This is a genomic window from Streptomyces sp. Y2F8-2 (assembly GCF_014905555.1).
In the GTDB taxonomy this organism is placed as follows: Bacteria; Actinomycetota; Actinomycetes; order Streptomycetales; family Streptomycetaceae; genus Streptomyces; species Streptomyces cynarae.
Window position 1 is genome coordinate 82,216 of sequence record NZ_BNGS01000009.1, and the last position, 22,953, is coordinate 105,168.

The 22,953-nt window shown below is 70.6% G+C and carries 20 protein-coding genes; 4 read left to right on the forward strand and 16 right to left on the reverse strand.

The genetic code is table 11. From position 1 onward, the window contains the following. Positions 1-2 precede the first annotated feature (2 nt). From trxA to SY2F82_RS27955, 9 genes are all read right to left on the reverse strand, one after another. Positions 3-449, reverse strand: a complete 447-nt coding sequence (trxA, locus tag SY2F82_RS27915; protein ID WP_200421914.1) for a thioredoxin — start codon at positions 447-449, stop codon at positions 3-5. Next, a complete protein-coding gene (gene clpB, locus SY2F82_RS27920; protein WP_200421915.1) occupies positions 446-3,085 on the reverse strand; it encodes an ATP-dependent chaperone ClpB in 2,640 nt (879 codons plus the stop codon). Before clpB ends, trxA begins: the two co-directional genes overlap by 4 nt. Next, a complete protein-coding gene (locus SY2F82_RS27925; RefSeq protein ID WP_236041834.1) occupies positions 3,076-3,450 on the reverse strand; it encodes a chaperone modulator CbpM in 375 nt (124 codons plus the stop codon). The genes clpB and SY2F82_RS27925 overlap by 10 nt, the downstream gene beginning before the upstream one ends. Continuing rightward, complete coding sequence (locus SY2F82_RS27930; protein WP_200421916.1) at positions 3,447-4,385, reverse strand: DnaJ C-terminal domain-containing protein; 939 nt, start codon at positions 4,383-4,385, stop codon at positions 3,447-3,449. Before SY2F82_RS27930 ends, SY2F82_RS27925 begins: the two co-directional genes overlap by 4 nt. Before the next feature lie 6 nt (positions 4,386-4,391). Next, a complete protein-coding gene (locus SY2F82_RS27935) occupies positions 4,392-4,976 on the reverse strand; it encodes a nucleotide exchange factor GrpE (RefSeq protein WP_200421917.1) in 585 nt (194 codons plus the stop codon). 10 nt (positions 4,977-4,986) lie between these two features. Then, entirely contained in the window at positions 4,987-6,891 is a 1,905-nt protein-coding gene (dnaK, locus tag SY2F82_RS27940) for a molecular chaperone DnaK (protein ID WP_200421918.1), read from the reverse strand. Between the two features lie 81 nt (positions 6,892-6,972). After that, a complete protein-coding gene (locus tag SY2F82_RS27945; protein ID WP_236041835.1) occupies positions 6,973-7,500 on the reverse strand; it encodes a general stress protein in 528 nt (175 codons plus the stop codon). A gap of 436 nt (positions 7,501-7,936) precedes the next feature. After that, on the reverse strand, positions 7,937-8,503 hold the full coding sequence (locus SY2F82_RS27950) for a type 1 glutamine amidotransferase domain-containing protein (RefSeq protein ID WP_200421919.1): 567 nt from the start codon (positions 8,501-8,503) through the stop codon (positions 7,937-7,939). Positions 8,504-9,000: 497 nt separating this feature from the next. After that, complete coding sequence (locus SY2F82_RS27955; RefSeq protein ID WP_200421920.1) at positions 9,001-9,450, reverse strand: DUF1931 family protein; 450 nt, start codon at positions 9,448-9,450, stop codon at positions 9,001-9,003. 350 nt (positions 9,451-9,800) lie between these two features. Between SY2F82_RS27955 and SY2F82_RS27960 the strand changes: the two genes are divergently transcribed. Beyond that, positions 9,801-10,190, forward strand: a complete 390-nt coding sequence (locus SY2F82_RS27960; RefSeq protein ID WP_200421921.1) for a DUF2267 domain-containing protein — start codon at positions 9,801-9,803, stop codon at positions 10,188-10,190. Here SY2F82_RS27960 and SY2F82_RS27965 read toward each other — a convergent pair. The 3 genes from SY2F82_RS27965 to SY2F82_RS27975 form a co-directional block, all read right to left on the reverse strand. Further along, entirely contained in the window at positions 10,187-10,441 is a 255-nt protein-coding gene (locus SY2F82_RS27965; protein ID WP_200421922.1) for a hypothetical protein, read from the reverse strand. The genes SY2F82_RS27960 and SY2F82_RS27965 overlap by 4 nt on opposite strands. A 13-nt stretch (positions 10,442-10,454) precedes the next feature. Next, the gene (locus SY2F82_RS27970; protein ID WP_200421923.1) at positions 10,455-11,300 is read right to left on the reverse strand and encodes an aldo/keto reductase; all 846 of its coding nucleotides are present in this window, start codon (positions 11,298-11,300) and stop codon (positions 10,455-10,457) included. 101 nt (positions 11,301-11,401) lie between these two features. Further along, on the reverse strand, positions 11,402-12,589 hold the full coding sequence (locus SY2F82_RS27975) for an MFS transporter (RefSeq protein WP_236041836.1): 1,188 nt from the start codon (positions 12,587-12,589) through the stop codon (positions 11,402-11,404). 266 nt (positions 12,590-12,855) lie between these two features. Between SY2F82_RS27975 and SY2F82_RS27980 the strand changes: the two genes are divergently transcribed. Next, on the forward strand, positions 12,856-13,746 hold the full coding sequence (locus SY2F82_RS27980) for a LysR family transcriptional regulator (protein ID WP_200421925.1): 891 nt from the start codon (positions 12,856-12,858) through the stop codon (positions 13,744-13,746). 75 nt (positions 13,747-13,821) lie between these two features. Here SY2F82_RS27980 and SY2F82_RS27985 read toward each other — a convergent pair whose 3' ends face one another. Then, complete coding sequence (locus SY2F82_RS27985) at positions 13,822-14,202, reverse strand: DUF2267 domain-containing protein (protein WP_200421926.1); 381 nt, start codon at positions 14,200-14,202, stop codon at positions 13,822-13,824. A gap of 199 nt (positions 14,203-14,401) precedes the next feature. On the opposite strand from SY2F82_RS27985, the gene SY2F82_RS27990 reads away from it, so the two are divergent. Next, positions 14,402-15,826: an NAD-dependent succinate-semialdehyde dehydrogenase gene (locus tag SY2F82_RS27990; RefSeq protein ID WP_200421927.1), complete on the forward strand. Its 1,425-nt coding sequence runs from the start codon at positions 14,402-14,404 to the stop codon at positions 15,824-15,826. Positions 15,827-15,883: 57 nt separating this feature from the next. Here SY2F82_RS27990 and SY2F82_RS27995 read toward each other — a convergent pair whose 3' ends face one another. From SY2F82_RS27995 to uvrA, 3 genes are all read right to left on the reverse strand, one after another. After that, positions 15,884-17,665: a CdaR family transcriptional regulator gene (locus SY2F82_RS27995; protein ID WP_200421928.1), complete on the reverse strand. Its 1,782-nt coding sequence runs from the start codon at positions 17,663-17,665 to the stop codon at positions 15,884-15,886. Positions 17,666-17,828: 163 nt separating this feature from the next. Beyond that, entirely contained in the window at positions 17,829-18,491 is a 663-nt protein-coding gene (locus SY2F82_RS28000; protein WP_200421929.1) for an SDR family oxidoreductase, read from the reverse strand. 175 nt (positions 18,492-18,666) lie between these two features. Continuing rightward, the gene (gene uvrA / locus SY2F82_RS28005; protein WP_200421930.1) at positions 18,667-21,135 is read right to left on the reverse strand and encodes an excinuclease ABC subunit UvrA; all 2,469 of its coding nucleotides are present in this window, start codon (positions 21,133-21,135) and stop codon (positions 18,667-18,669) included. Between the two features lie 481 nt (positions 21,136-21,616). Between uvrA and SY2F82_RS28010 the strand changes: the two genes are divergently transcribed. Next, on the forward strand, positions 21,617-22,735 hold the full coding sequence (locus tag SY2F82_RS28010; RefSeq protein WP_200421931.1) for a hypothetical protein: 1,119 nt from the start codon (positions 21,617-21,619) through the stop codon (positions 22,733-22,735). The last annotated feature ends 218 nt before the right edge of the window (positions 22,736-22,953 follow it).

Here is a 22,953-nt window from a genome sequence, read left to right on the forward strand (position 1 = left end):
GATCACCCTTTCCGGGCGGTGATCGACTGTTCCACCCACCGGCGCAGAGCGGGGGCGGGCGCCGCCCCCGCCTGCCGGGCGACCGTCTCGCCCCGGTCGAGGATCAGCAGTGTCGGTACGGCCTGGACCCCGAAACGCTGCGACAGTCGCGGGTTCTTGTCGACGTCGACCTTGACGAGTTTGATGCGGCCGGCGAGGTCGGTGGCCACCTTCTCCAGCGCCGGACTGACCATGCGGCAGGGGCCGCACCAGGTGGCCCACAGGTCGACCACGACGGGGACGTCGGCCCGCTCGGCGACCTCGGTGAAGTCGTCGTCGCCCGCGTCCACCATCCACGGCAGGGGCTGCTTGCAGTGGCCGCACTTGGGGCGGCCCTCCGCGGCCACGGGCACCCGGTTGGTCCGCCCGCAGTGGGGACAACTGACGGTCGTCGCCTGCATCGTGCTCATGCCGCCCGCGCTCCCTTCACGTCCTCGGGCTGGTCGTAGGTGACTACCAGCTCTCCATGTTCGGCGTCGACGCGGACCGTCGCGCCGTCCTGGACGTCACCGCGCAGCAGGGCGCGCCCGACCATCGTCTCGACCTCGTGGGAGATGTAGCGGCGCAGCGGCCGGGCCCCGTACACCGGGTCGTAGCCCTGGTGGGCGATCAACTCCCGGGCCGCCTCGGTGAGTTCGACAGTGATGCGGCGTTCGGCGAGCCGGCGGCGCAGCTCGTCGAACTGCAGCTCCACGATCCGCTCGATCTGCCGCTCACCGAGCGGTTTGAACAGCACGATGTCGTCGACGCGGTTGAGGAACTCCGGGCGGAAGTGCCCGCGCAGCTCGCCCATCACCAGGGCGCGGGCGTCCGGCTTGATCTCACCCTCGGCGGTGGCGCCGTCGAGGAGGTGCTCGGAGCCGATGTTCGACGTCATGATGATCACGGTGTTACGGAAGTCGACGGTGCGGCCCTGAGCATCGGTGATGCGGCCGTCGTCGAGGATCTGCAGCAGGGTGTTGAAGACATCGGTGTGCGCCTTCTCGATCTCGTCGAACAGCACAACGGAGTACGGCTTGCGGCGTACGGCCTCGGTGAGCTGGCCGCCTTCCTCGTAGCCGACGTATCCAGGTGGTGCGCCCATGAGCCGGCTGACGGTGTGCCGCTCCTGGTACTCACTCATGTCGAGACGGACCATGTTCTCCTCGGAGTCGAACAGGGCCGCCGCGAGGGTCTTGGCCAGCTCGGTCTTCCCGACGCCGGTGGGGCCGAGGAAGATGAACGAGCCGATGGGGCGGCGCGGGTCGCGGATGCCGGAGCGGGCGCGGATGATGGCGTCGGCGACGAGTTTGACGGCCTCGTCCTGGCCGATGACGCGCTCGCGCAGGATCTCGTCGAGGCGCAGCAGCTTCTCGCGTTCGCCCTCCTGGAGACGGGCGACGGGGATGCCGGTCCAGGCGGCGACGATCTCGGCGATCTCCTCCTCGGTGACAACCTCGCGCAGCAGCCGGTTCTGCCCTTGTTTGGTGGCCAGCTGCTCCTCCTCGGCCTTCAGCCGGCGCTCCAGGTCCTGGAGGCGGCCGTAGCGGAGTTCGGCGGCGCGGTTGAGGTCGTAGGCGCGTTCGGCCTCCTCCGCCTCGTGGCGGACCTGCTCCAGTTCCTGGCGTAGCTCCTGCACGCGGCGGATGGCCTGCCGTTCGGCCTCCCACTGAGCACGTTTGGCGTCGGCCTCGCCGCGCAGGTCGGCCAGTTCCTTGCGCAGTTCCTCCAGGCGAGCTTTGCTGGCGGCGTCGGTCTCCTTCGACAGGGCCGCCTCCTCGATCTCCAGGCGGGTGACGCGGCGGGTGATCTCGTCGAGTTCGGCGGGCATCGAGTCGATCTCGGTACGCAGCCGGGCGCACGCCTCGTCGACGAGGTCGATGGCCTTGTCGGGCAGGAACCGGTCGGTGATGTAGCGGTGACTGAGGGTGGCCGCGGAGACCAGTGCGGTGTCCTGGATCTTCACGCCGTGGAAGACCTCGAGGCGTTCGCGCAGTCCGCGCAGGATGGAGATGGTGTCCTCCACGCTCGGCTCGTCGACCAGCACCTGCTGGAAGCGGCGTTCGAGGGCGGCGTCCTTCTCGATGTGCTTGCGGTACTCGTCGAGGGTGGTGGCGCCGATCATGTGGAGTTCGCCGCGGGCGAGCATCGGCTTGAGCATGTTGCCCGCGTCCATGGCCCCTTCGGCGGCGCCCGCGCCCACGACGGTGTGGAGTTCGTCGACGAAGAGCAGGATGCGTCCCTGGGCGGCCTTCACCTCGGACAGGACGGCCTTGAGTCGTTCCTCGAACTCGCCGCGGTACTTGGCGCCGGCGACCAGGGAGCCCATGTCGAGAGCGAACACCGTCTTGTCGCGCAGGCCCTCGGGGACGTCACCGCGAACGATGCGCTGGGCCAGGCCCTCGACGATGGCGGTCTTGCCGACGCCGGGATCGCCGATGAGGACGGGGTTGTTCTTGGTCTTGCGGCTGAGGATCTGGGTGACGCGGCGGATCTCCGCGTCACGGCCGATGACCGGGTCCAGCCGCCCGGACCGAGCCTCGAGGACGAGGTCGCGGCCGTACTTCTCCAGAGCCTCATAGGCCACTTCGGGGTTGGCGGAGGTGACGCGCTGGTTGCCGCGGACCTGGGTGAGCGCGCTCAGGAACGAATCCCGGGTCACGCCGTGCTCCTTGAGCAGGCGTCCGGCGGCGGTCGCCGAGCCCTCCTCGGCCAGGGCGAGCAGGAGGTGCTCCACGGACACGTACTCGTCCTTGAGGCGTTTGGCCTCCCGCTCGGCGGCATCGAGCAGGCGGGACAGGCGCTGAGTGACGAAGACCTGGCCGGGTGCCGCGCCGGGACCGGTGACCTTCGGGCGGCGGGAGAGTTCCTCGCGCACGGCCGCGCGCAGCTCCTTCGGCTCGGTGCCGGCCTGTTGCAGCAACCGTGGGATCAGACCGTCCTCCTGATCGAGAAGCGCGAGCAGCAGGTGTTCCCCGTCGACCTCGGTCTGCCCCATGCCGACGGCCGCGCTCTGGGCCTCCTGGAGTGCTTCCTGGGACTTCTGCGTGAGACGGTTCATGTCCATGGGGGTGTTTCACTCCTCGTACCGGCGCGGCGCAGGGCGGCTTCGAGCATGCTGATGCGGTCCAGCAGGTCGAGCACCAGGCCGATGGATGCGTAGTTGAGGCACAGCCCGGTGCGCAGCCGCTGGACGCGGGCAAGGGCGGCCGGTGCCGTGGGTTCGAACACCAGCCCTCCGGAGGCGTCGCGCTCGGCCTCGACCAGGCCCAGAGCGACGAACCGGCGGATGAGGTCGGGATGGACCCCGGAGCGGCGGGCCACGGTCTGCAGGGAGAGCCTGGGCACCGGCACGATCGCGTACCGGACGCGTGCCGGCGCGGGAGTTGTCAGCCGAGACGCCGGGCGCGCCCCGGCGCGTGGGTCACTCATCGTGTCCTCCTGGGGTCGAACGAGGAGACGGCGGCGAGCTCCTCGAAGAGTGCGCGCTCCCGGTCGCTGAGCCTGGACGGCACCATGATCCGGAGCTCGGCGTAGAGATTGCCGTTCGTGCCGTGCGGGTTCGGCATGCCCTCACCGCGCAGCCGCAGCCGCCGGCCGCTGGACGAGCCCGCGGGCACGCTGACCTTCGCCGTCGCCCCGCTCGGCGTGGGCACCGGAACCGTCGCGCCCAGCGCGGCCTCCCAGGGTGTGACCGGAAGCTGCACGTACACGTCCCGGCCGTCGAGGCGGAACTGGGGGTGCGGCTGGATCCGCACCCGCAGGTACAGGTCCCCCGCGGGGGCGTCACCGTTGCCCCGGCCGCCCTCGCCCGCCAGCCGGATACGCTGCCCGTCGGTGACACCCGGTGGCACGTCGACCTCGTACCGCCGCGGCTGCCCGGTGGGACCGGCGAGCGTGACGGTGCGATGACCTCCGCGGTAGGCCTCCTCGACGGTGAGCGGCAGTTCGGCCTCCTGGTCGGCTCCGGGGACACGCACCCGTCCGGCGCCCCCGAAGAACGAGCCGAACAGGTCGTCGACGTCGACGCCCTCCGCGCCGAAGCCGCTGGTGGCGTACCGGACCCGGGGGCCGTCCCCGGTGGACCAGCGGAAGCCGCCGCCGGGTCCCGCGCCGGCACCGACCCGCTCCTCCCAGTCCTCGGGGACCTTCCGGAAGTCCTCGCCGAAACGGTCGTAACGGGCCCGCTGGTCGGGGTCGGACAGGACACTGAAGGCCTCGTTGATCTCCTTGAACCGCTCCTCCGCCGCGGGGTCCTTGTTGACGTCCGGGTGGTACTTGCGGGCCAGCTTGCGATACGCCCGCTGGATCTCGTCCTTGTCGGCGTCTCGCGGGACCCCGAGAACCTCGTAGAAGTCGCGTGCCATGGCCGCTCACTCCCGCTTGGCGACGGTCACGGCGGCCGGCCTCAGCTGCCGCTCGGCCTCGCCGTAGCCGGGGCGCAGCACCTGCGCCACGGTGTTCGGTTCGGCGTCGGGGTCCTGGACCACGCCGACGACCTCGTGCCGGGAGGGGTCGAACGGGACGCCGGTCTCGGCGTGACGCTCGTAACCAAGGCGTTCGAGGATGGACACGGCCTGGTCGCGCACGGCGCGAACCCCCTCGACGATCGCCCCGGGGTCGGAGCCCGCGTGGTTCAGGGCCAGTTCGAGGTTGTCGACGACGGGAAGGAAGGCCGCGGCCGTGCGGGCGCGTTCGAGCGCGCGCTCCCGGTCCAGTTCCCTGGCGTGTCGCTTGCGCAGGTTGTCCAGATCGGCGAGAGCACGCCGCCAGCGGTCCTCGACCTCTTTCAGCGCGGCCGCGTACTCGTCCTCGACCCCGGCCGGACCGGTGGCCGCGTCGGGCCCCGGTTCGGCCTGCGTGGTCGGCGGCGCGGGCTCGGGCAGGTGGCCCTGCGGCGGTTGTCCGGCGCCTTCGGGCGGTAGGTCGGACGATCGGTCCTGGGGAGAAATCGGCATGGCCGGCACCTCAGCCCTTGTCGAACTCGGCGTCGATCACGTCTTCGTCGGCGCCGGCACCGCCCTGCCCGGCGCCGTCCGGCCCGGTGGTGTCCGACGGACCACTCGCCGCCGCGGCTTCGGCCTGGTGGGCGGCGAGCCCGGCGTAGACCTGCTGGAGTTCGGAGATCAGCGGCCTGACCTTGTCCACTCCGGCCTCGTTCTTGACCGCGTCGCGGGCCTCGGCCACCAGCATCTCGGCGCGCGCCTTTTCGTGCGCGGGCGCGGCGTCGGCCAGTTCGTTCAGGCGCTTTTCGACCTGGTAGGCGATCGCGTCGAGTTCGTTGCGGGCGTCGACGGCCTCGCGGAGTGCCTGGTCCTGGCCCCGGTTGCTTTCGGCTTCCTGGACCATGCGTTCGACCTCGCTCCGGTCCAGGTTGGAGCTCTCGCTGATGGTGATGCCCTGTTCCTTGCCGGTGTCCTTGTCGCGCGCGCTGACGTTGAGGATGCCGTTGGCGTCGATGTCGAAGGTGACCTCGATCTGCGGTTCGCCCCGCGGCGCCGGCCGGATGTCGGTGAGCTGGAACCGGCCGAGGACCCGGTTGTCGGCGGCCCGCTCGCGCTCGCCCTGGAGGACGACGATGTCGACGGCCGGCTGGTTGTCCTCGGCGGTGGAGAAGGTCTCGCTGCGGCGCACCGGGATGGTGGTGTTCCGCTCGATGATCTTCGTCATCACTCCGCCGCGCGTCTCCACGCCCAGGGACAGGGGGGTGACGTCGAGCAGCAGGACGTCCTTGACCTCGCCCTTGAGCACCCCGGCCTGGATCGCGGCACCCAGGGCCACGACCTCATCGGGGTTGACGCTCATGTTGGGGTCCTTGCCGCCGGTCAGTCGACGCACCAGGGCCTGGACGGCGGGGATGCGGGTGGAACCGCCGACGAGGATGACCTCGTCGATGTCGCTCTCGCTGACCTTGGCGTCGGCCATGGCCTGCTGGACCGGACCGAGGCAGCGCTCCACCAGGTCGCCGGTGATCTGCTCGAACGTGGACCGCATGATCGAGTCGGTGAGATGCTTGGGCCCGGAGGCGTCGGCGGTGATGAACGGCAGGCTGACCTGGGTCTGGGTGACGGAGCTGAGCTCGGTCTTGGCCTTCTCGGCCGCCTCGAACAGGCGTTGCAGCGCCTGCGGGTCCTTGCGCAGGTCGATGCCGTTCTCCTTCTGGAAGTCGTCCGCGAGGTAGTCGACCAGACGCCGGTCGAAGTCGTCGCCGCCCAGATGGCTGTCACCCGCCGTGGAACGCACCTCGACCACGCCGTCGCCGACATCGAGGATGCTCACGTCGAAGGTGCCGCCGCCCAGGTCGAAGACGAGAACGGTCTCGTGCTGCTTCTTGTCCATGCCGTACGCGAGGGCGGCCGCAGTCGGCTCGTTGATGATCCGCAGCACTTCCAGTCCCGCGATCCGTCCGGCATCACGGGTCGCGGTGCGCTGGGCGTCGTTGAAGTAGGCGGGCACCGTGATGACCGCCTCCGTGACCCGTTCCCCCAGCTGCTTGGAGGCGTCGTCGGCGAGTTTGCGCAGCACCAGGGCACTGATCTCCTCAGGCGCGTACAGCTTGTCACGCACCTTGAAGCGGGCCTCGCCGTTCTCTCCCGGGACGACGTCGTAGGCGACGGCCTTGGCCTCGTCGGGGATCTCGTCGAAGTGCCGGCCGATGAACCGCTTGGCCGAGTAGATGGTGCCCTTGGGATTGAGGATCGCCTGGCGGCGGGCCAGCTGGCCCACCAGGCGCTCGCCGGTGTCGGTGAAGGCCACGACGGACGGTGTCGTGCGGTTGCCCTCGCTGTTGGGCACGACGGACGGCTCGCCGCCCTCCCACACCGCGATCACCGAGTTGGTGGTGCCCAGGTCGATGCCCACTGCCTTGGCCATGAGGAACTCCTTCCGCGGCGGTCGACGTCCGTCGGCGACCGTTCATCCTCCGGGCCCTGTCCGCCCGGCTTCGAAACTCGTTCAGCTGGGGGCGGGGCCGCTGCGCGGGCGGCCGCCCCTGGAGGAGGCACTCCCCGTGTTCGCGCCGGCCCTGCTGTCCAGCCCGGCGACCAGCCGGACGGCCTCATCGGCGACGTCCTCGTCCACCACGACGTCGTACCGGCTGGGCTCCATCGAGCGGACCGAGGCGAAGTTCCTGCGGCCGCCCTGGGCCGCGTGCAACAGCACGCCGAGCAGCGCACCGACGACCGCTCCGAAGATCAGCCCGTACAGGGCGAGGAGCAGACCGGAGACGACCGGATTCAGCCAGTTCAGCAGCCCGAAGATCCAGCCGACGAGTACGCCGGGCAGCGCTCCGGTGGCTGCGCCGTGGAGGGCGGCCTCGCCGTACCCCATTCGACCGATCACTTGTTCGACCAGGCGCATGTCCCGACCGATGATCGCCACCTTCTCAACGGGAAAGCCCTGGTCGGCGAGGTGATCGACGGCATGTTCGGCTTCCTGGTACGTCGAGTACGAGGCAACGGCCCTGCGGGCCTGCTCGGTCATGGCCACTCCTTCCGCCGACGGACCGCCGAGCGGTCCCGACAGGTCCCAGAGTGGCTGTTCGCCCGGTCACCCCGCCTGCGCCCAGCGGGTCCAAAAGTGGCACCGGCGGTCGGTCTGCGAGGACAGGAGGCGGGACGACGATTCGGGTTCGCGGCGGGGTACCTCACGGTTCGGCCCGGCGTGAGGTAGCGGGGTTCACGGATGTTCCGAGTCCTGGTTCCCACCCGGGACGCAGGACCGACCCCTTCCTCCACTCCAGGCTGGTACGGCGCACCGCGGCGATCCTGATCCCGTGGCGACATTCGACGCGGCTGCGCGACGCTACGGGCCGGCGGCCGTACGGAGGCGACCGCCACGGCTGACCGGCCGGTGGGGTGGAGAGCGGGCCCACCTCCACCGTGCACCGCCTGCTCTCTCCGCGGCCAGGCCGTTGGGTTCAGCCGGGCATGGGGTGGTGCGCCCGGGCGAACTGCTCCACGACGGCGGCGCAGAAGGCAGGCAGGTCGGCCGGGCCGCGGCTGGTGACCAGCTGCCCGTCGACGACCACCTCCTGGTCGGCGACGACCTCCGCGCCGGCGTTGCGCAGGTCGGTGCGGATGCTGGGCCAGGACGTCAGGCGGCGACCGCGCACGGCGTCGGCCTCCGCCAGGGTCCACGGGCCGTGGCAGATCGATGCGACCGGTTTCCCGCTGGCCATGAAGTCCCTGACGAACTGCACCGCGTCGCGGTCCATGCGCAGCTGGTCGGGGTTCATGGTGCCGCCGGGCAGGAGCAGGGCGTGGTAGTCGTCGACGGAGGCGTCGGCGACCAGGCGGTCCACAGGGAAGGTTCCCGCCGCGTTGAGGTCGAACTGGCGGGCCTGGATCTCGCCGGGATGGAGCGAGACGATCTCGGTCTTCGCCCCTGCGCCCTGCAGCGCACCGCGCGGCTGGTCGAGTTCCACGCGCTCGACGCCGTCGGCGGCCAGAATCCCCACCCGCATCCCCCGCAGTTCCTGTGTCATGATGCGGCTCCCTTCACGAGTCGCTGGTTGTACGACACGAGTGGCAGGGACACCCGGCAGGGCCCGTCCGGATCCCTTTCCCGGACCGGGGACTGCAAGGCGCGGCCGAGGGTGCCCCGAGCGTGTATGCGCGCGCGACCAGCCGGAGCTGCCGTCCGGGTGGAGGACGACTTCGGTCCAGCCGTCGTCGCGGGCGTCGAGGTGCTGGTATCCGTCTGCTGCCTTGTTCATCGACACGCGCATCGAGGACTTCCTTCACCCTCTCGGCGCGCAATCCCTCATCTGCCTGCCCGAAACGGCATTCCGAATCCGAGGCCGTTGCGTGGGAGAAATCAGGCGTGATTTTCCCGGCCCAGGAGACCAGCCGCGCTGAGAGGGCAATCGCGAATCCTCGAGCATCTGCGGCGCGACCCCGGCCTCGACAAAGGCTCCCGTCTCCTTCCGGCCCCCGCCCGGCATGTCAGTTCAGATCGGTGACATGCACCGGGGCGCGACCGCTACAGCAGCCGGTCGAACACCGCGGTCACGCTGTCCCAGTGGCTGGTCTGCGGGTTCTTGACATCCGGGTACATGATTTTGAACGTCTCGGCGAGGGCGACGCTGAGACCGCCGATGATCTCGGGGTAGCGCTCTTCGGTCTCGTGGGTGGGTGTCCTGTCGAGGGGAGGGTGCGCGGCGAGCTGTTCCACGATCGGCTTCAGCTCGACCTCCTCGTCGAGCCGCCGGAACCGGTGGATGCTCTCCTGGAGGCCCTTGGTGATCGGTAGGTCCCACGGTTCGACGGTATCCCGGCCGTTGGCCTTGGCCGACGCCTGGCCGACGACCAGGAGGTCGTAGAGCTTGGCGTCGACGAAGTCGCCGTACCGCTTCAGGTCGTTCTTGTCCACGTCGAGGCCTGCGGCGGCGCGGAAGAACCTCTCGAACTTCGACACACCCATCACGGTCATGCCTCTCGCCTCCTCACCGGGAACCGGACGGCGTCGTTCGCTCCCGCCGGCGCCGCCATCGGCTGTTACCGGTCGAGATTCGCAGAGCCCGCCTGCTGAGCGCCTCCGCACCCGAGGCCGAAAAAGAACACCCCCTCCTACCCTGGCAGAGCAGCATGGAATGCGCAGGCATCCCCCGGTCAGCCGTACGGCCGTCCCTCTCGAACGCTCTCGACGCCGAACGGGCCGACCGGGCCGACCGGAAACGCGACGGCGGAAAAGCCGGCCGCGCCCCACAGGCACGGCGCCCTGACGCACATCCGGCAGACCGGCGACGGTGTCCCCTTTGCCGTGGCGGAGGCCGTCCGCACTTGTGCTCGGAGGTCCACGGAGCCCGCCGTTTTTCCGCCCGTCGGGAGCAGGCAGGGTGTGGCCCGGAGAAGGCGGAGCCCCTCACCCGTGCCACCCTGGAAACCCTGGCCGAGCGGCTCACCAGGGGTGAGGCGGAGGACCTCGCGTCCGAACTGCCCAAGCCGCTGAAGGAACCGCTGGTCTCTCCCACTCCGGAGGCCGAGCCCTTCGGACTCGACGAGTTCATCAATCGGGTGAGCAGGCGAGCAGGGGTGAGCCCGGACGAGGCCCGCGAGGGCGTACGGGCGGAGCTGACCACCCTGAGGGACGCGGTCAGTGATGGCGAGTTCCGCCACGTAATATCCCAGCTGCCCCGGGACTTCGAGGCTCTCGTCGGCGCCCCGGGCTAGAAGGAGCCATGACCGACGAGGTCGGCGCCACCATCGAGGACACGGAACCGGCCGTACTCACGGCGGCCACCGTCACACTGGTCGAGGGGCGGACGTTTTGCGTCTCGGGCAAGAGCCGGCCGCTTGAGGTCGATCACCAGAGTGCCGGCGCCCGCATCGGCCGCCCCCTCGACCGCCACACACAGTGCGGCGAGGCGGGTCGACGGGGACCGCAGCGAACCACCCATTCCGACGACGAGCGGGCGTGTCATCCTGTCAACTCCTTCAGAGCATCTCCAGGGGCGTGGGCCCGCTGGGTGGCGGGAACGCCTCGTCGAGGGCGTCGAGCGCCTCGGTGGGAAGGTGGAGGTCCACCGCGCCGCGGTTCTCCCGAACGTGGTCGGGTGATCCGGAACGCGGGATCGCGGTCACCCCCTGTTCCAGCACCCAGGCGAGTGCCACCTGGGTCGGCGTGGCTCCGAGGGCCCGGGCCACGGCATCCAGTGCCTCGACCTTCAGGAGCCGCCCCTGCTCGATCGGGGAGTAGGCCATGACCGTCACCCCGGCCTCGCGGCACCAGGGGAGAAGATCCCACTCGATGCCGCGCCGGGAGAGGTTGTACAGCACTTGGTCGACGGCCGAGGCGTCGCCACCGGGGAGGGTGGTCAGCTCGGCCATGTCGGCCACGTCCAGATTGCTCACGCCCCAGTAACGGATCTTCTCCGCCTCCATCAGGTCGGTGAATCCCGCCAGGGTCTCCTCGAGTGGCCACCGTCCCCGCCAGTGCAGCAGGTACAGGTCCAGCCGTTCCGTACGGAGCCGCCGCAGGCTGCCCTCGCAGGCAGCGACGGTGCCCTTCCGGTCGGCGTGGCCTGGCAGCACCTTGCTGACGAGGAAGACCTCCTCCCGGCGTCCGCGGAGGGCCTCCCCGACGAGTTCCTCGGTTGCGCCGTCGCCGTACATCTCCGCCGTGTCGACGACGGTCATCCCCAGGTCCACGCCCAGCCGCAGTGCGGCGATCTCCTGTTCACGCCGGGCCGGGTCCTCGCCCAGGTACCAGGTGCCCTGCCCGAGCGCCGCGATCTCCTCACCAGAGGGGAGCGCGATCGTTCTGGCCGATTCCGCAGACATCTCGGGCCTCCCGTCTGCCGCGGATCCGTGTCACGCGCACCCGCACCGGGTGCCCAGGTCCGCGCCTCCCAGACAACCGTGTCGCATGCGCCGCCGGGAGGTCAGGAGGGGCGAGCGGACTGCGCCGAGAGCTCGCCGGGACCGGGTGCGCGATCCCGCAACGCGACGACCACCGACACAACGGCGCCGCAGGAGAGGACCGTCGCGAAACCGATCATCGCGGTCTGCACGGCGAAGTGCCGCAGGGCGATGCTGAACAGGACGGAGGGCAGGCCCATTCCCAGGTACGCGACGACGAAGAACACGGCGAGGACCCCCGCGCGTGAGGCGGGCTCGGCCACTGAACCGGCACGTTCGACGCCTCCCTTGAACAGCAGCCCGGAGCCGGCTCCCGACAGGGACACGGCGACCAGGTAGAGCCAGAGCGCCGGATGGTGGAGGGCGACGGCGCACAGGACCAGCCCGACCGGGAAGACCACTGCCCCCACGGTCAGGAGCCGGGGCAGTGGGAGGCGGCCCAGCACCAGCTGGGCGGCCGCCGCGGAACCGAACATGAGGAAGGCCGCCAGGCCGACCACGAGGTGCGAGTCGGTGTGCAGGGTGCCGTGGAGCACGCTCGCCCCGAGGGAGGAGATCAGGCCGAGGATCGCGAAGGCGAAGGCGCCCAGCGCGCCGGCCGCGCCGAACGCCCGCCGGCCGCCGGGGCGCAGGACGAACCTGCTGGACGGTTGGGCCGCGGGCAACTCCAGGTCCACGGTCTCCGGGGTGCACAGCACCAGCGCCAGGCACACTGCCATGGCGAGCGTGAAGATCGCCTGGGCGGTGATCAGGGGCGCGGGAAGCCACTCGGCGGCGGCTCCGGCGACCAGGGGCCCTGAGGCCAGGCCGCCGAGGTTGGCGGCGGTGGCCACGATGCCGGGCAGCACCGAACCCGTCCGTTCCGGACGGACCTCGTGGTGGAGGTCGTGCAGGTACGTCGTCGCGGTCGAGGCCATCAGCCCCAGTCCGACACCGTTCAGGATCCTGCCCGCGATCAGCCCCGGCAGGTCCCGCCACACGATCAGTACGACCGACGCGACGATGCCGACCAGCAGCGCCGGGACGATGATGCGCCTCCGGCCGAGCCGGTCCGACAGGTGCCCCAGCCCTAGGAATGCGGCCGCTGCGCCCACGACCATCGAGGCGTACGCCACCGTGACCGTGGTCGCGCCGAAGTGGTCCCGAGCCTCGTACAGCGGCCACAGCGGGGTCGGCGCGGTGCCGAAGGCCATCAGCACGGTGAAAGCCACCGCCACGAACCAGAAGCCGGTCGTGTGCGAGGCACGGCGCCGGGCGGGGGCGCGGGGCGGCAGGTCGGCGGGAGCGGGTGCTGGAATCCGGTGGGTCGGGTCGTCGGGAGCGTCGGCTGTGGGACGGCTCAGCGGCGTCGGAACGGCAGGCAGGGGTACCCCTCCTCGGGCGGAAGCGGATGGCGCTTTCCATCCTCCTCACCAGCCAGAATCAGTGCCAACGAATGTTTTTGCTGGGCTCCAGCAATGCGAGTGATACTTCTGCTGTGGAGCTACGTCAGCTGGAGCACTTCATCGCGGTCGCCGAGGAGCTGAGTTTCACTCGTGCCGCACGCCGGCTGCACGTGGTGCAGTCAGGGGTGTCCGCCGCGATCCGCTCCCTGGAGCGCGAGCTCGGCTGCGCGCTGTTCGAGCGCACGTCGCAGCAGGTCCGGCTCACCGGGGCGGGCGCCTCGCTGCTGCCGGAGGCTCGGGCCACCCTGAACGCCGCCCAGGCCGCCCAGGACGCCGTACGCGCCGCACAGGACACGCTGCGCGGCACGGTGAACGTGGGGGCCATGGCCTCGGTCGAGGTGGTGGACCTGCCTGCGCTCCTCGGGCAGCTGCACGCGCGGCATCCGGCGATCGACGTCCGGCTGCGGCTGGCGACGGCCGGCTCGGCGGGACTGGCGCAGGCGCTGCTCAGCGGGGACCTTGACGTGGCCTTCCTGTCGCTGCCCGAACGCAAGCCCGCCGGGATCGACGCACGGGAGCTGGCCACCGTGCCGCTCGTCCTGGTGGTGAGCGCCGCCCATCCGCTCGCGCAGCGGGGAAAGGTGGTACTTGCGGACCTCGCGGGGGAGCCCTTCGTGGACTTCCCGCCGGGCTACGGCAACCGCGAGGTGGTCGACCGGGCGTTCGCGGCAGCGGGCGTCGCACGCCGGGTGGCACTGGAAGTGCCCGACATCGACATGGGGGCGGCACTGGTCCGGCACGGTCTGGGCATCGCCTTCCTGCCCGCGTTCGCCGTTGCCCGCACCCCCGGCCTGCACGTCCTGGACGTCCACGGCACCGTGCTCCGCTGGAGCATGCATCTCGGCACGTCGTCGACCCGGCGGCCCAGCTCGGCTCTGCGGGCGCTGCTCGACCTGGTCGACCTCCACGTCATCGCACTGTGACGCCCGGGCCGCGGCCCGGGCCTTCGTGTGCGCCTCACGCCATGACGGCCGCGAGGGACCGGCGATCCGCGGGTGTCACCCGGCGGGTTTCATGGCCTGGGAGAAGTCCGTTCCGAGCTGCGCCATCAGGTCGTTGAACTCCTTCTCGCTGATCGCCTCGCGGAGCACGGCCAGTACGGTTCGCACACCCCGGTCGGCCTCCTCCTCCTTGAGCATGGTGCGTTCGGCCACGCGCCGCACGCTGTCCTTGTGGCCGAACCGCTCGATGCGATCCGTGGTTCCCCGGCGCACCGCCTCCGCGAGGCCCTCGGGGAGCTCGGTGACCAGGTCCCTGGCCTCCCCCGGGCTCAGCCTGTGGGCCAGCGTCTCGAGCGTGGCCCAGGTCAGGTCCCCCGCCTCCTCCCGGCCCAGTCCGGTGCGCTCGGCGACGGTACGGACGAATTCCTGCTCATCCATGGGTCGTCCTCCTTCGCTGCTGTGTTGCGACGAACGGCGCGGACGCCCTGCAAGCCTGCCACGCCGGCCCGGCCCGCGCCCGCCCACGGACGGCGATGACCACGACTGCCCCCAGCCTGCCGTGACATGGGACCGGATCAGCACGTGTGAGCGGGTCCGGGCGTGGAAACCCGAGGGGTCCCGACTCCAGGGAGGCGTCATGGACGCCCATGTCACTGCCCAGGCAAGCCCCATCGCCACGGTCAACCCGTACACCGGTGAAAGGGTTCGTGAGTTCCCGGCGCTGAGCGACGAGGACGTAGGGCGCGCGATCGACGCGGCGCACCGCAGCTTTCCAAACTGGCGTGCCCGGTCGACGGCCGACCGGGGGGCCCTCGTGCAACGCGCCGGCCGGCTCATGAGGGAGCGCAAGGAGGAACTGGCGCACCTCCTGACCCTTGAGGTCGGCAAGCTGATCAACTCGAGCCGTGCAGAGGTCGACCTCGCGTCCGACATCCTCACCTACTACGGAGAGCACGGCCCCGAGCTGCTGGAAGAACGACCCCTGCCGGTGCCCGAGGGCACGGCCGTGCTGGTGAACGAGCCGCTCGGCGTCCTTCTCGGCGTTATGCCGTGGAACTTCCCGCTGTACCAGGTCGTCCGATTCGCGGGTCCGAACCTCGTCCTGGGCAACACGATCCTGCTCAAGCACGCGAGTAGCTGCCCCCAGTCCGCACTGGCACTCGAGCAGCTGTTCACGGATGCGGTTGTGCCGACCGGGGTCTACACCAATCTTTTCGTGCGGGGCAGAGACGTCGGGAACATCATCGATGACTCTCGAGTGCAGGGAGCGTCACTGACCGGAAGCGAGCGGGCGGGCGTGAGCTTGGGCGAGATCGCCGGCCGCAATGTCAAAAAGTCCGTCCTCGAGCTGGGTGGCAGTGATCCCTTCGTCGTGCTGGACGATCACAACCTCGAGCGCACCGTGTACGCCGCGTTCCTCGGCCGGATGGGCAACACCGGGCAGTGCTGCGTGGCGGCCAAGCGCTTCATCGCCCTTGCCGACGTCTACGACGCCTTCGTCACCGGGCTGCGTGACCGGATGAGCGAGGTGCAACCGGGAGATCCGGCCGACCCCGCCACCACGCTCGGCCCGCTGTCCTCCGAGGCCGCGGCCGAACTCCTGATGGAGCAGGTTCGTGACGCGGTGGACAAGGGAGCCACGGTGGTGCTGGGCGGCGGGCGGCCCGACCTGCCGGGCGCCTTCGTCGAGCCGACTCTTCTCACCGACGTCACACCGGACATGCGGGCCTACCGGGAAGAGCTCTTCGGCCCCGTCGCCACGGTCTACCGGGTCGCCGACGAGGACGAGGCCGTGGCGCTGGCCAACACCTCTCCCTACGGCCTGGGAGGCGCGGTCTTCGCCGCCGACCCGGAACGTGCTCGCGGAGTCGCGGACCGGCTGGAGGCGGGCATGGTATGGATCAACCACCCGACCGCGTCCCGACCGGAGCTGCCCTTCGGCGGCATCAAGCGCTCCGGCTACGGGCGCGAACTCGGCGACGTGGGCATCGTGGAATTCGCGAACCGCAAGCTCGTGCGCTACGTGGACGCCGACGCCCCGATCGAAGAAGTGCTGGGCTGACCTACGACGCCACTGCAGCGCTGCTGACACCACTCCCACAGGAGTTCCAGCGAGGCGTCAGCCGGGCCCGCCCAGCACGATCTTCCACACTCGGGTCGCCACCTGGAGGTTCAGCCGGTCCTCGACGTTCGCGAGGTCGTTGCCGCTGATGTCGCGGATGCGCTGGAGCCGATAGCGCAGCGTGCTGCGGTGGATCGCGAGGGATTCCGCGGTCTCGTCGTAGTTGCCGCCGCAGTCGAAGTACCGGGACAGGGTCTCCACCAAGGTCGCGTGGTGCCGGGAGTCGTAGTCGATGAGCTGCCCGAGCCACTCCTGTACGAACGTCTCCAGTTCCCGGTAATCGTTGCCGGGTCCCAGGATGCGGTAGAGGCCGAGCTCGTCGAAGAACGCCGTGCCGTAGCGCTCGCGGGAGTGGCGGCGCACGTCCAGGGCGCGCTGCGCCTCCTGGTAGTGGTGGGGGATGTCGTTCAGGGAGTCGGAAGGGGCGCTCACCCCGATCGTCCCGGACCGTGTTCCGGTCTCCCGGGCGAGCGCCTCGTACAGCGAGCGGGCGTGCGGCCTGTCGTCGGCGACCAGGACGACGTGGTCGGAGCGTCGGGTCAGCAGCGAGCGCATGCCCACGGCAGAGGCCGCCCGCCCCACGGTCTGTGCGAAGGAATCGTCGGCGGTCCGGTTCGACCACTGCACCACGACGACGTAGTGGCTGCGGTGCAGGTCGTGTCCGACTGCCTCGGACCGGGCGTAGGCGCTCGCCTCGTCCGTCCCTGCCAAGAGGTCGTCCACCAGCTCGCGGTGCAGCCTCAGCTCCACTTCCGCCAGATTGCGCAGGTGCGTCAGCTCCGGGGCGAGTGACGCGGCAGCGTGTTCCAGCGCGAGCACGGTGTGCTCGTCGGCCTCGTCCCGGGCATCGACCAGGGCCAGCACGCCCAGGATCTCGCCGTGCGGGCGGATCAGGGTGATCAGCCGGTCCCTTATCCGCACCGGCCCGGCCTGACGGGCGACGGCGTACAGCATTTCGTCCTGGCGCACTGGGTCCGGTTCGGGATAGGGGACGGGGCGGCTGGGGCCGGTCCAGGACCTCAGCCGACCGAAGCGGTCCTCGACCAGCACAGGTAGTCCAGTGAGCCCGTGCAGTGCGCGGGTGACAGCTTCCTCGCCGCCACCCGAGGCAGCGACGCCGGCCATGAGCGCGTGAACGGCTCGCTCGTAGCCCAGCTCGGCCACCACAGAGATCAGCTGCCGCTGGAGGGCTGTGCGTTCGTCCCTCAGTCGGTGCAGCTCCAGCGCGTCCTCGCGTCGGCGGCGATGTGCGAAAGCGACTGACAGTGCGGCAGCGGTGTGCCGGACGAGCGTGGCGAGCAGGGATCGCTCGGCCTCGGTGGGCCGGGAGCGGGACGTCACCACGAGGTAGCCGTGGAGTCCCTCAAGTCCGCGTAGCCCCAGGGCCCGACCCCAGGGCCTGCCGGGTACGGTCACGTTGCCGTCCTGCCCGGCCAGCTCCCGCACCCTCCGGCTCACGGCCGAGGCAGGCATCTGCCCGTCCCTTGGACTGGGGACCAGGTCGCCGCCCACATTGAGGTATCCGGCCTCGGCACTGTATGGCCCCGCGGCGGCTATGTGGTCCATGGCCAGGCGCAGAATCTCGACTTCGTCCAGAGTGCCGAACAGGGCGCGGGAGAGCGCGACCAGTTCGTGCAGGGCATGGTCGGCTGGGGTTCGAGCGGGCGGGCAGGGCCCTCCGCGCGCGGCCGTGGGGTCCCGCCCGGCGCTGCCCCGCGGAAGGCTGCCCTTCCGGTGGGAGTAGCGGTGGTGCAGGCTGGGCGCCTGACTGCCGACCATGGGACCACTCCGTCCCTCGAAGCCCTCAGAGAACCGCGCGGCATGTCGCGTACCCGCTCACGGGCCGGCTACCCGAGATGTGTGGATCCTTTCTCGCGTACTCGTGGGGCGACCGGACCTGTGCAAGTCATTACCCGCACCCGGGCGAGGGCGGAGTGCGGCGTCAGCCGCCGGCCACGGCGCGCACCGCCTCCTCGACCGGGGTGGACCCGCTGATCAGCTCGAGGATGCGCCCGGCGGTCCTGGGCTCGTGGAGCAGGGCTGCGAGCACCGCAGCCACGTCGTCGCGCGGCACCTGGCCGCGGTCGGTGTGCTCGGCGAGCGTGACGCGGCCGCTACCGGGGTCGTCGGTGAGCATCCCCGGGCGCAGAATCGTCCAGTCCAGTCCCGGACGGGAGGCGATGTCGGCGTCCGCCTCGCCCTTGGCCTTCAGGTAGGCGGCGAACACCGGGTCGGTGCCGGGCGGCGGCGGACTGTCCACGCCCATCGCGGAGATCACCAGAAAGCGGCGCATCCCGGCGCGCTCGGCCGCGTCGGCGAGGAGGATGGCCGCGTTCCGGTCCACCGTCTGCTTGCGGGCCGCGCCGCTGCCCGGTCCGGCGCCCGCGGCGAACAGTGCCGCGTCGGCGCCGCTGAGGTGGCCGGCCACCTCGTCCACCGAGGCGTGCTCCAGATCGCACACCACCGGTTCCGCGCCGTCCGCGCGCAGGTCGTCGGCGTGGTCCGGGTTGCGGATCAGCCCTGTGACGTTGTCGCCGCGGGCCGAGAGCAGCCGGGTCAGCCGGCGCGCGATCTTGCCGTGTCCACCCGCGATCACCATGTGCATGGGGTCATTCTTGCCACACGCGACCGCTCAGGCCGGGCTGCGGGACTGCCGCGGCAGGTCGCGTCCCGCGGTTGCCGTAAGGCCGGCGTACTCGCGCACCGCGCTGGTGTGCGAGACCACCCGGCCACCGGGTCGCGCCGCAGGTGCTCGGGGAATCGCGATCGCGATTCTGTCGTCAGGAGCGCGCGAGCCGGGCCGCGAGATACGGTGCGGTGGCGCTGCGGCGGGCCCTCGCCACCTTGGCCGGCGGACCCGCCGCGACCACCCGCCCGCCCGCGTCGCCGCCGCCCGGACCGAGGTCGATGACCCAGTCGGCGGTGGCGATCGTGGCCAGGTCGTGCTCGACGACGACGACCGTGTTGCCGGCGTCGACGAGCCGGTGCAGTTGGCGCAGCAGTAGCGCGATGTCCGAGGGATGCAGCCCGGCCGTCGGCTCGTCGAGCAGGTAGAGCGCGTGCCCGCGGCGGGCCCGCTGCAGTTCGGTCGCCAGTTTGATGCGTTGCGCCTCACCGCCGCTGAGTTCCGTCGCGGGCTGGCCCAGCCGCAGGTACCCCAGTCCCACCTCGCGCAACGTCTCCAGACTGCGGGAGGCGGCCGGGGCGGCGGACAGGAACTTGGCGGCGGCGTCGACGGACAGCGCCAGTACTTCCGCGATGTTCTTGCCGCGGTAGGTGACCTCCAGCGTTTCGGTGTTGTACCGGGCGCCTTCGCAGGTCGGGCACGGCGCGTAGGTGCCGGGCAGGAACAGCAGTTCCACCGCGACGAATCCTTCGCCCTGGCAGGTCTCGCACCGCCCTTCGGGCACGTTGAAGGAGAACCGCCCGGCCGAGTAGCCGCGCGCCCTGGCTTCGTCCGTCGCCGCGTACAGCTTGCGCACCGCGTCGAACATCCCGGTGTACGTGGCCAGGTTGGACCGGGGAGTGCGGCCGATGGGCCGTTGGTCGACCCGGACCAGCCGGTCGAACGACTCGACCCCCGACGCGTCCTGGACGTCGACCTCCAGCTGCGCCTCGTCGGGTTCCTCGGGCACGAGTCCGAGGTGGCCGCGGACGACCTCGGCGAGCACCTGCGTCACCAGCGTCGACTTTCCGGAACCGGACACGCCCGTCACCGCCGTCAGTACGCAGAGCGGTACGTCGACGGACACGTCACGCAGATTGTGGCGGGAGACCCCGCGCAGGTGCAGCCAGCCGTGCGGTGTGCGCGGGCGGTGATCGAGCGGCTGGGCGCGCCCGAACAGGTACTGGCTCGTGGCCGACTCCCGGACCCGCTCGAGACCGGCGACCGGGCCGCTGTACAGCACGCGTCCGCCGCCCTCGCCCGCGGCGGGGCCGATGTCGACCACCCAGTCCGCCCGCCGTACGACGTCCATGTCGTGCTCCACGACGAACAGCGAGTTGCCCGCCGCCTTGAGGCGGTCCAGCACGTCCAGCAGCGGTTCCGCGTCAGCCGGGTGCAGGCCCGCGGAGGGTTCGTCGAGGACGTAGACGACGCCGAACAGCCCCGAGCGCAGCTGGGTGGCGATCCGCAGGCGCTGCGCCTCGCCTGGCGACAGGGTCGTCGAGCGGCGCCCGAGGCTGAGATATCCGAGGCCCAGGTCGAGCAGTACGTCGACCCGCGCGACCAGATCGCCGCAGATCCGGACCGCGACCTCGGTCGTCTCCCCGGATCGGGCGGTCGAGGTGGTGGCGTCGGCCTCGGACCGCCCCGCGACGGGCCGCAGCAGCGCCAAGACCTCTGTGAGCGGCATCGCGTTGATCTCGGCGATGGAACGTCCCGCGAAGGTCACGGCGAGCGCCTCGGGCCGCAGTCCGCTGCCGTGACACGCGGGGCAGGGCACACTCCTGACGAACCGGAGCGCCCGTTCGCGCATCTTCTCGCTCTTGGAGTCGGCGAGGACGTGCATGACGTGCTTGCGGGCGCTCCAGAACTTGCCCTGGTAGCCGTAGTCGACGCGGTCCTCCTCCGGCTCGATGTACACGGAGGGCTGCTCGTCCGTGTACAGCAGCCAGTCCCGGTCCTTCTTCCTGAGCCTGCGCCACGGTCGGTCGATGTCGATCCCCAGGCCGCTCACGACACTGCGCAGGTTGGCGCCCTGCCAGGCGCCCGGCCATGCGGCGATCGCCCCCTCGCGGATGCTCAGCGAGGGGTCCGGGACGAGCAGGTCCTCGGCGACGTCGTGCACGACGCCCAGTCCGTGGCACTCCGGGCAGGCGCCGGCCGCGGTGTTGGGGGAGAACGACTCGGCTTCCAGCCGTGCGGCGCCGGGCGGATAGGTGCCGGCGCGGGAGTACAGCATGCGCAGCAGATTGGACAGGGTGGTGAGGGTGCCGACCGTCGAGCGCGAGCTGGGCGACCCGCGTCGCTGCTGCAGGGCCACAGCCGGTGGCAGTCCGGTGATCTCCTGCACGTGCGGTGCGCCGACCTGTTGCAACAGTCTTCGGGCGTACGGTGCCACGGACTCGAAGTAGCGCCGCTGGGCCTCCGCGTAGAGCGTGCCGAACGCGAGCGAGGACTTGCCCGAACCGGAGACGCCGGTGAAGGCGACCATCGCGTCCCGCGGAATGTCGACATCGATGTTCCGCAGGTTGTTCTCACCGGCGCCCCGGACATGCACGAAGGGGTCGGTCGCGTCCCTGTTCACCGTTCCTGATTACCTGATCGCGCCGGGAACCGCGCGACAGGCGCCGTCACCGGGCCCCGCTCCCGGGAAACCTTCGAGAGTGCTTCGCCGTTGATCCGTATGTGGGCGTGAAGGGGAGCCCCGCCGCGAGGCGACCGCCCTTCGCGCCCACTCTCGATCCGCCCCGGCCGGGGACCCCCGAACCAGTCGAAGTCTTCGCCTGTCCCCTGCCTGCGCACCTCCGGGCAGGACACCGAAGCGGGGTGTCCGGTGGCGCGGCGTGCGGTGCCGCCCGGGGTGGCGGCGCGGAGCTGGTGTTCGTGGTGGCGCACGCAACCGTGTGCCCGGTGGTGGGGCAGGTCCTGCACGGCGGAGCACGAGGAGACCTGACCGTACCGCCTGCACCTGCTGGCAGGGGCCAGCGTGTCACGCGGCGTCGGCGTTACCTCGGGGGCATCCTGTGACCACGTGCGATCGCGGGGGCAGCCGGCGATAAGGAGTCATGCGTGTGTCGTCTCAGGACGTTACGGTCGTGGCTCTTCTGGCGGATCCGGATGCGCCGACGGAGATCGCGCAGCGCATGGCCCAGATGCTTCCTGATCGGCTCGCCGACAGGTCACAGGGACGACGGTTCGACGTCGAGGTGGTCAGTGAGCCCTTCACAGCAGGGACCGAGGACCTGCCCACATTGACGCGCCGGATCATGGACCGCGGAAGTGAGGGGAACTGGGACATCGTCGTGGCCCTCACCGACCTTCCCCTGCACTCACACGGGCGCAAGCTCGTGGTGGAGCTGAGTCACGAACACGGCTTGGCGCTGCTGTCCCTTCCCGCGCTGGGGGGCTTCCGGCTGCAGACCAGGGCCCGGCAGGCCGTGGAAGAAGCCGTGCTCAGTTTGGCGGGCCCGCAGGCCACTGGGCCTGAGGGCCCTCCGGGAAGTCAGCCGCTGCGGGGGCCCTTCATCGGTCGTCTCGCGCCCATCCATCCGGGCCAGGTCGGTGAGGAGGAGATCGCCGATCTCCGGTACGTCGTCAGTGGGCCGCGCGGTTACCTGAGGGTGCTCGGCGGTATGGTCCGCGCCAACCGGCCGTGGCGCTTGGTGCCGGGCTTGTCGAAAGCCCTGGCGGCCGCACTCGCCACGGGAGCAGTCGCCACTGTGAACTCCACCATCTGGAACCTGGCCACCTACCTGAGCACGCCACGCCTAGTGATCGCCATGGTCGGGTCTGTCGGTCTCATGATCGGCTGGCTGATCGTGGACGCGAACCTGTGGCATCGAACGGATGAGGTTTCGCCGGAGGCGAGGAAGAGGGCCGCTCTCTACAACGCCTCGACGATCGTGACCGTGGGTATCGGGGTGATCGTCTGCTACGTGGGTTTGATGGTCATCAACGTGGTGTGGGCGCTGTTCATCCTCAACGACCGGGTGTTCGCCACCACGACACGAACCCCGCTGCACACCACGGAGTACTGGACCTTGTCCTGGTTCGTCGCTTCGGTCGCCACGGTGGGCGGCGCGCTGGGATCAGGCCTGGAGAGCGACGAGGCGATCCGGGCAGCCGCCTACTCCAAGCGCGAACAGGAGCGTCGCAGCGTGCTGCAGGACGACCACGGTGACTAGCGGGTGACCTCAGTCGGAGATGTGCCGTCGGTTGCTGATCGTCCGGATCCGGAGATTCCGCTGATCGGTCGGTGCGTGGTTGTTTCGCCTCGGGGGCTGACGGGGACCCGGAGGCAATGCCGCCGGAGCGCCGAAGCTCCGCCTGGCGGGCCGGCGGCACATGGTCGGTCCATCTCATCCGGGTGCACGGCCCGCAGAGGCGTGCCGGAGCCACGGAC

Bases quoted from the DNA above. Each gene is read 5' to 3' on its own strand.
- SY2F82_RS27930 (WP_200421916.1), bottom strand. From the start codon at position 4,385: ATGGCACGCGACTTCTACGAGGTTCTCGGGGTCCCGCGAGACGCCGAC.
- SY2F82_RS28010 (WP_200421931.1), top strand. From the start codon at position 21,617: ATGCGTGTGTCGTCTCAGGACGTTACGGTCGTGGCTCTTCTGGCGGAT.
- SY2F82_RS27985 (WP_200421926.1), bottom strand. From the start codon at position 14,202: ATGGATGAGCAGGAATTCGTCCGTACCGTCGCCGAGCGCACCGGACTG.
- trxA (WP_200421914.1), bottom strand. From the start codon at position 449: ATGAGCACGATGCAGGCGACGACCGTCAGTTGTCCCCACTGCGGGCGG.
- SY2F82_RS28000 (WP_200421929.1), bottom strand. From the start codon at position 18,491: ATGCACATGGTGATCGCGGGTGGACACGGCAAGATCGCGCGCCGGCTG.
- SY2F82_RS27950 (WP_200421919.1), bottom strand. From the start codon at position 8,503: ATGACACAGGAACTGCGGGGGATGCGGGTGGGGATTCTGGCCGCCGAC.
- SY2F82_RS27990 (WP_200421927.1), top strand. From the start codon at position 14,402: ATGGACGCCCATGTCACTGCCCAGGCAAGCCCCATCGCCACGGTCAAC.
- SY2F82_RS27945 (WP_236041835.1), bottom strand. From the start codon at position 7,500: ATGACCGAGCAGGCCCGCAGGGCCGTTGCCTCGTACTCGACGTACCAG.
- SY2F82_RS27995 (WP_200421928.1), bottom strand. From the start codon at position 17,665: ATGGTCGGCAGTCAGGCGCCCAGCCTGCACCACCGCTACTCCCACCGG.
- SY2F82_RS27970 (WP_200421923.1), bottom strand. From the start codon at position 11,300: ATGTCTGCGGAATCGGCCAGAACGATCGCGCTCCCCTCTGGTGAGGAG.
- clpB (WP_200421915.1), bottom strand. From the start codon at position 3,085: ATGGACATGAACCGTCTCACGCAGAAGTCCCAGGAAGCACTCCAGGAG.
- SY2F82_RS27955 (WP_200421920.1), bottom strand. From the start codon at position 9,450: ATGACCGTGATGGGTGTGTCGAAGTTCGAGAGGTTCTTCCGCGCCGCC.
- SY2F82_RS27925 (WP_236041834.1), bottom strand. From the start codon at position 3,450: ATGAGTGACCCACGCGCCGGGGCGCGCCCGGCGTCTCGGCTGACAACT.
- SY2F82_RS27965 (WP_200421922.1), bottom strand. From the start codon at position 10,441: ATGACACGCCCGCTCGTCGTCGGAATGGGTGGTTCGCTGCGGTCCCCG.
- SY2F82_RS27935 (WP_200421917.1), bottom strand. From the start codon at position 4,976: ATGCCGATTTCTCCCCAGGACCGATCGTCCGACCTACCGCCCGAAGGC.
- dnaK (WP_200421918.1), bottom strand. From the start codon at position 6,891: ATGGCCAAGGCAGTGGGCATCGACCTGGGCACCACCAACTCGGTGATC.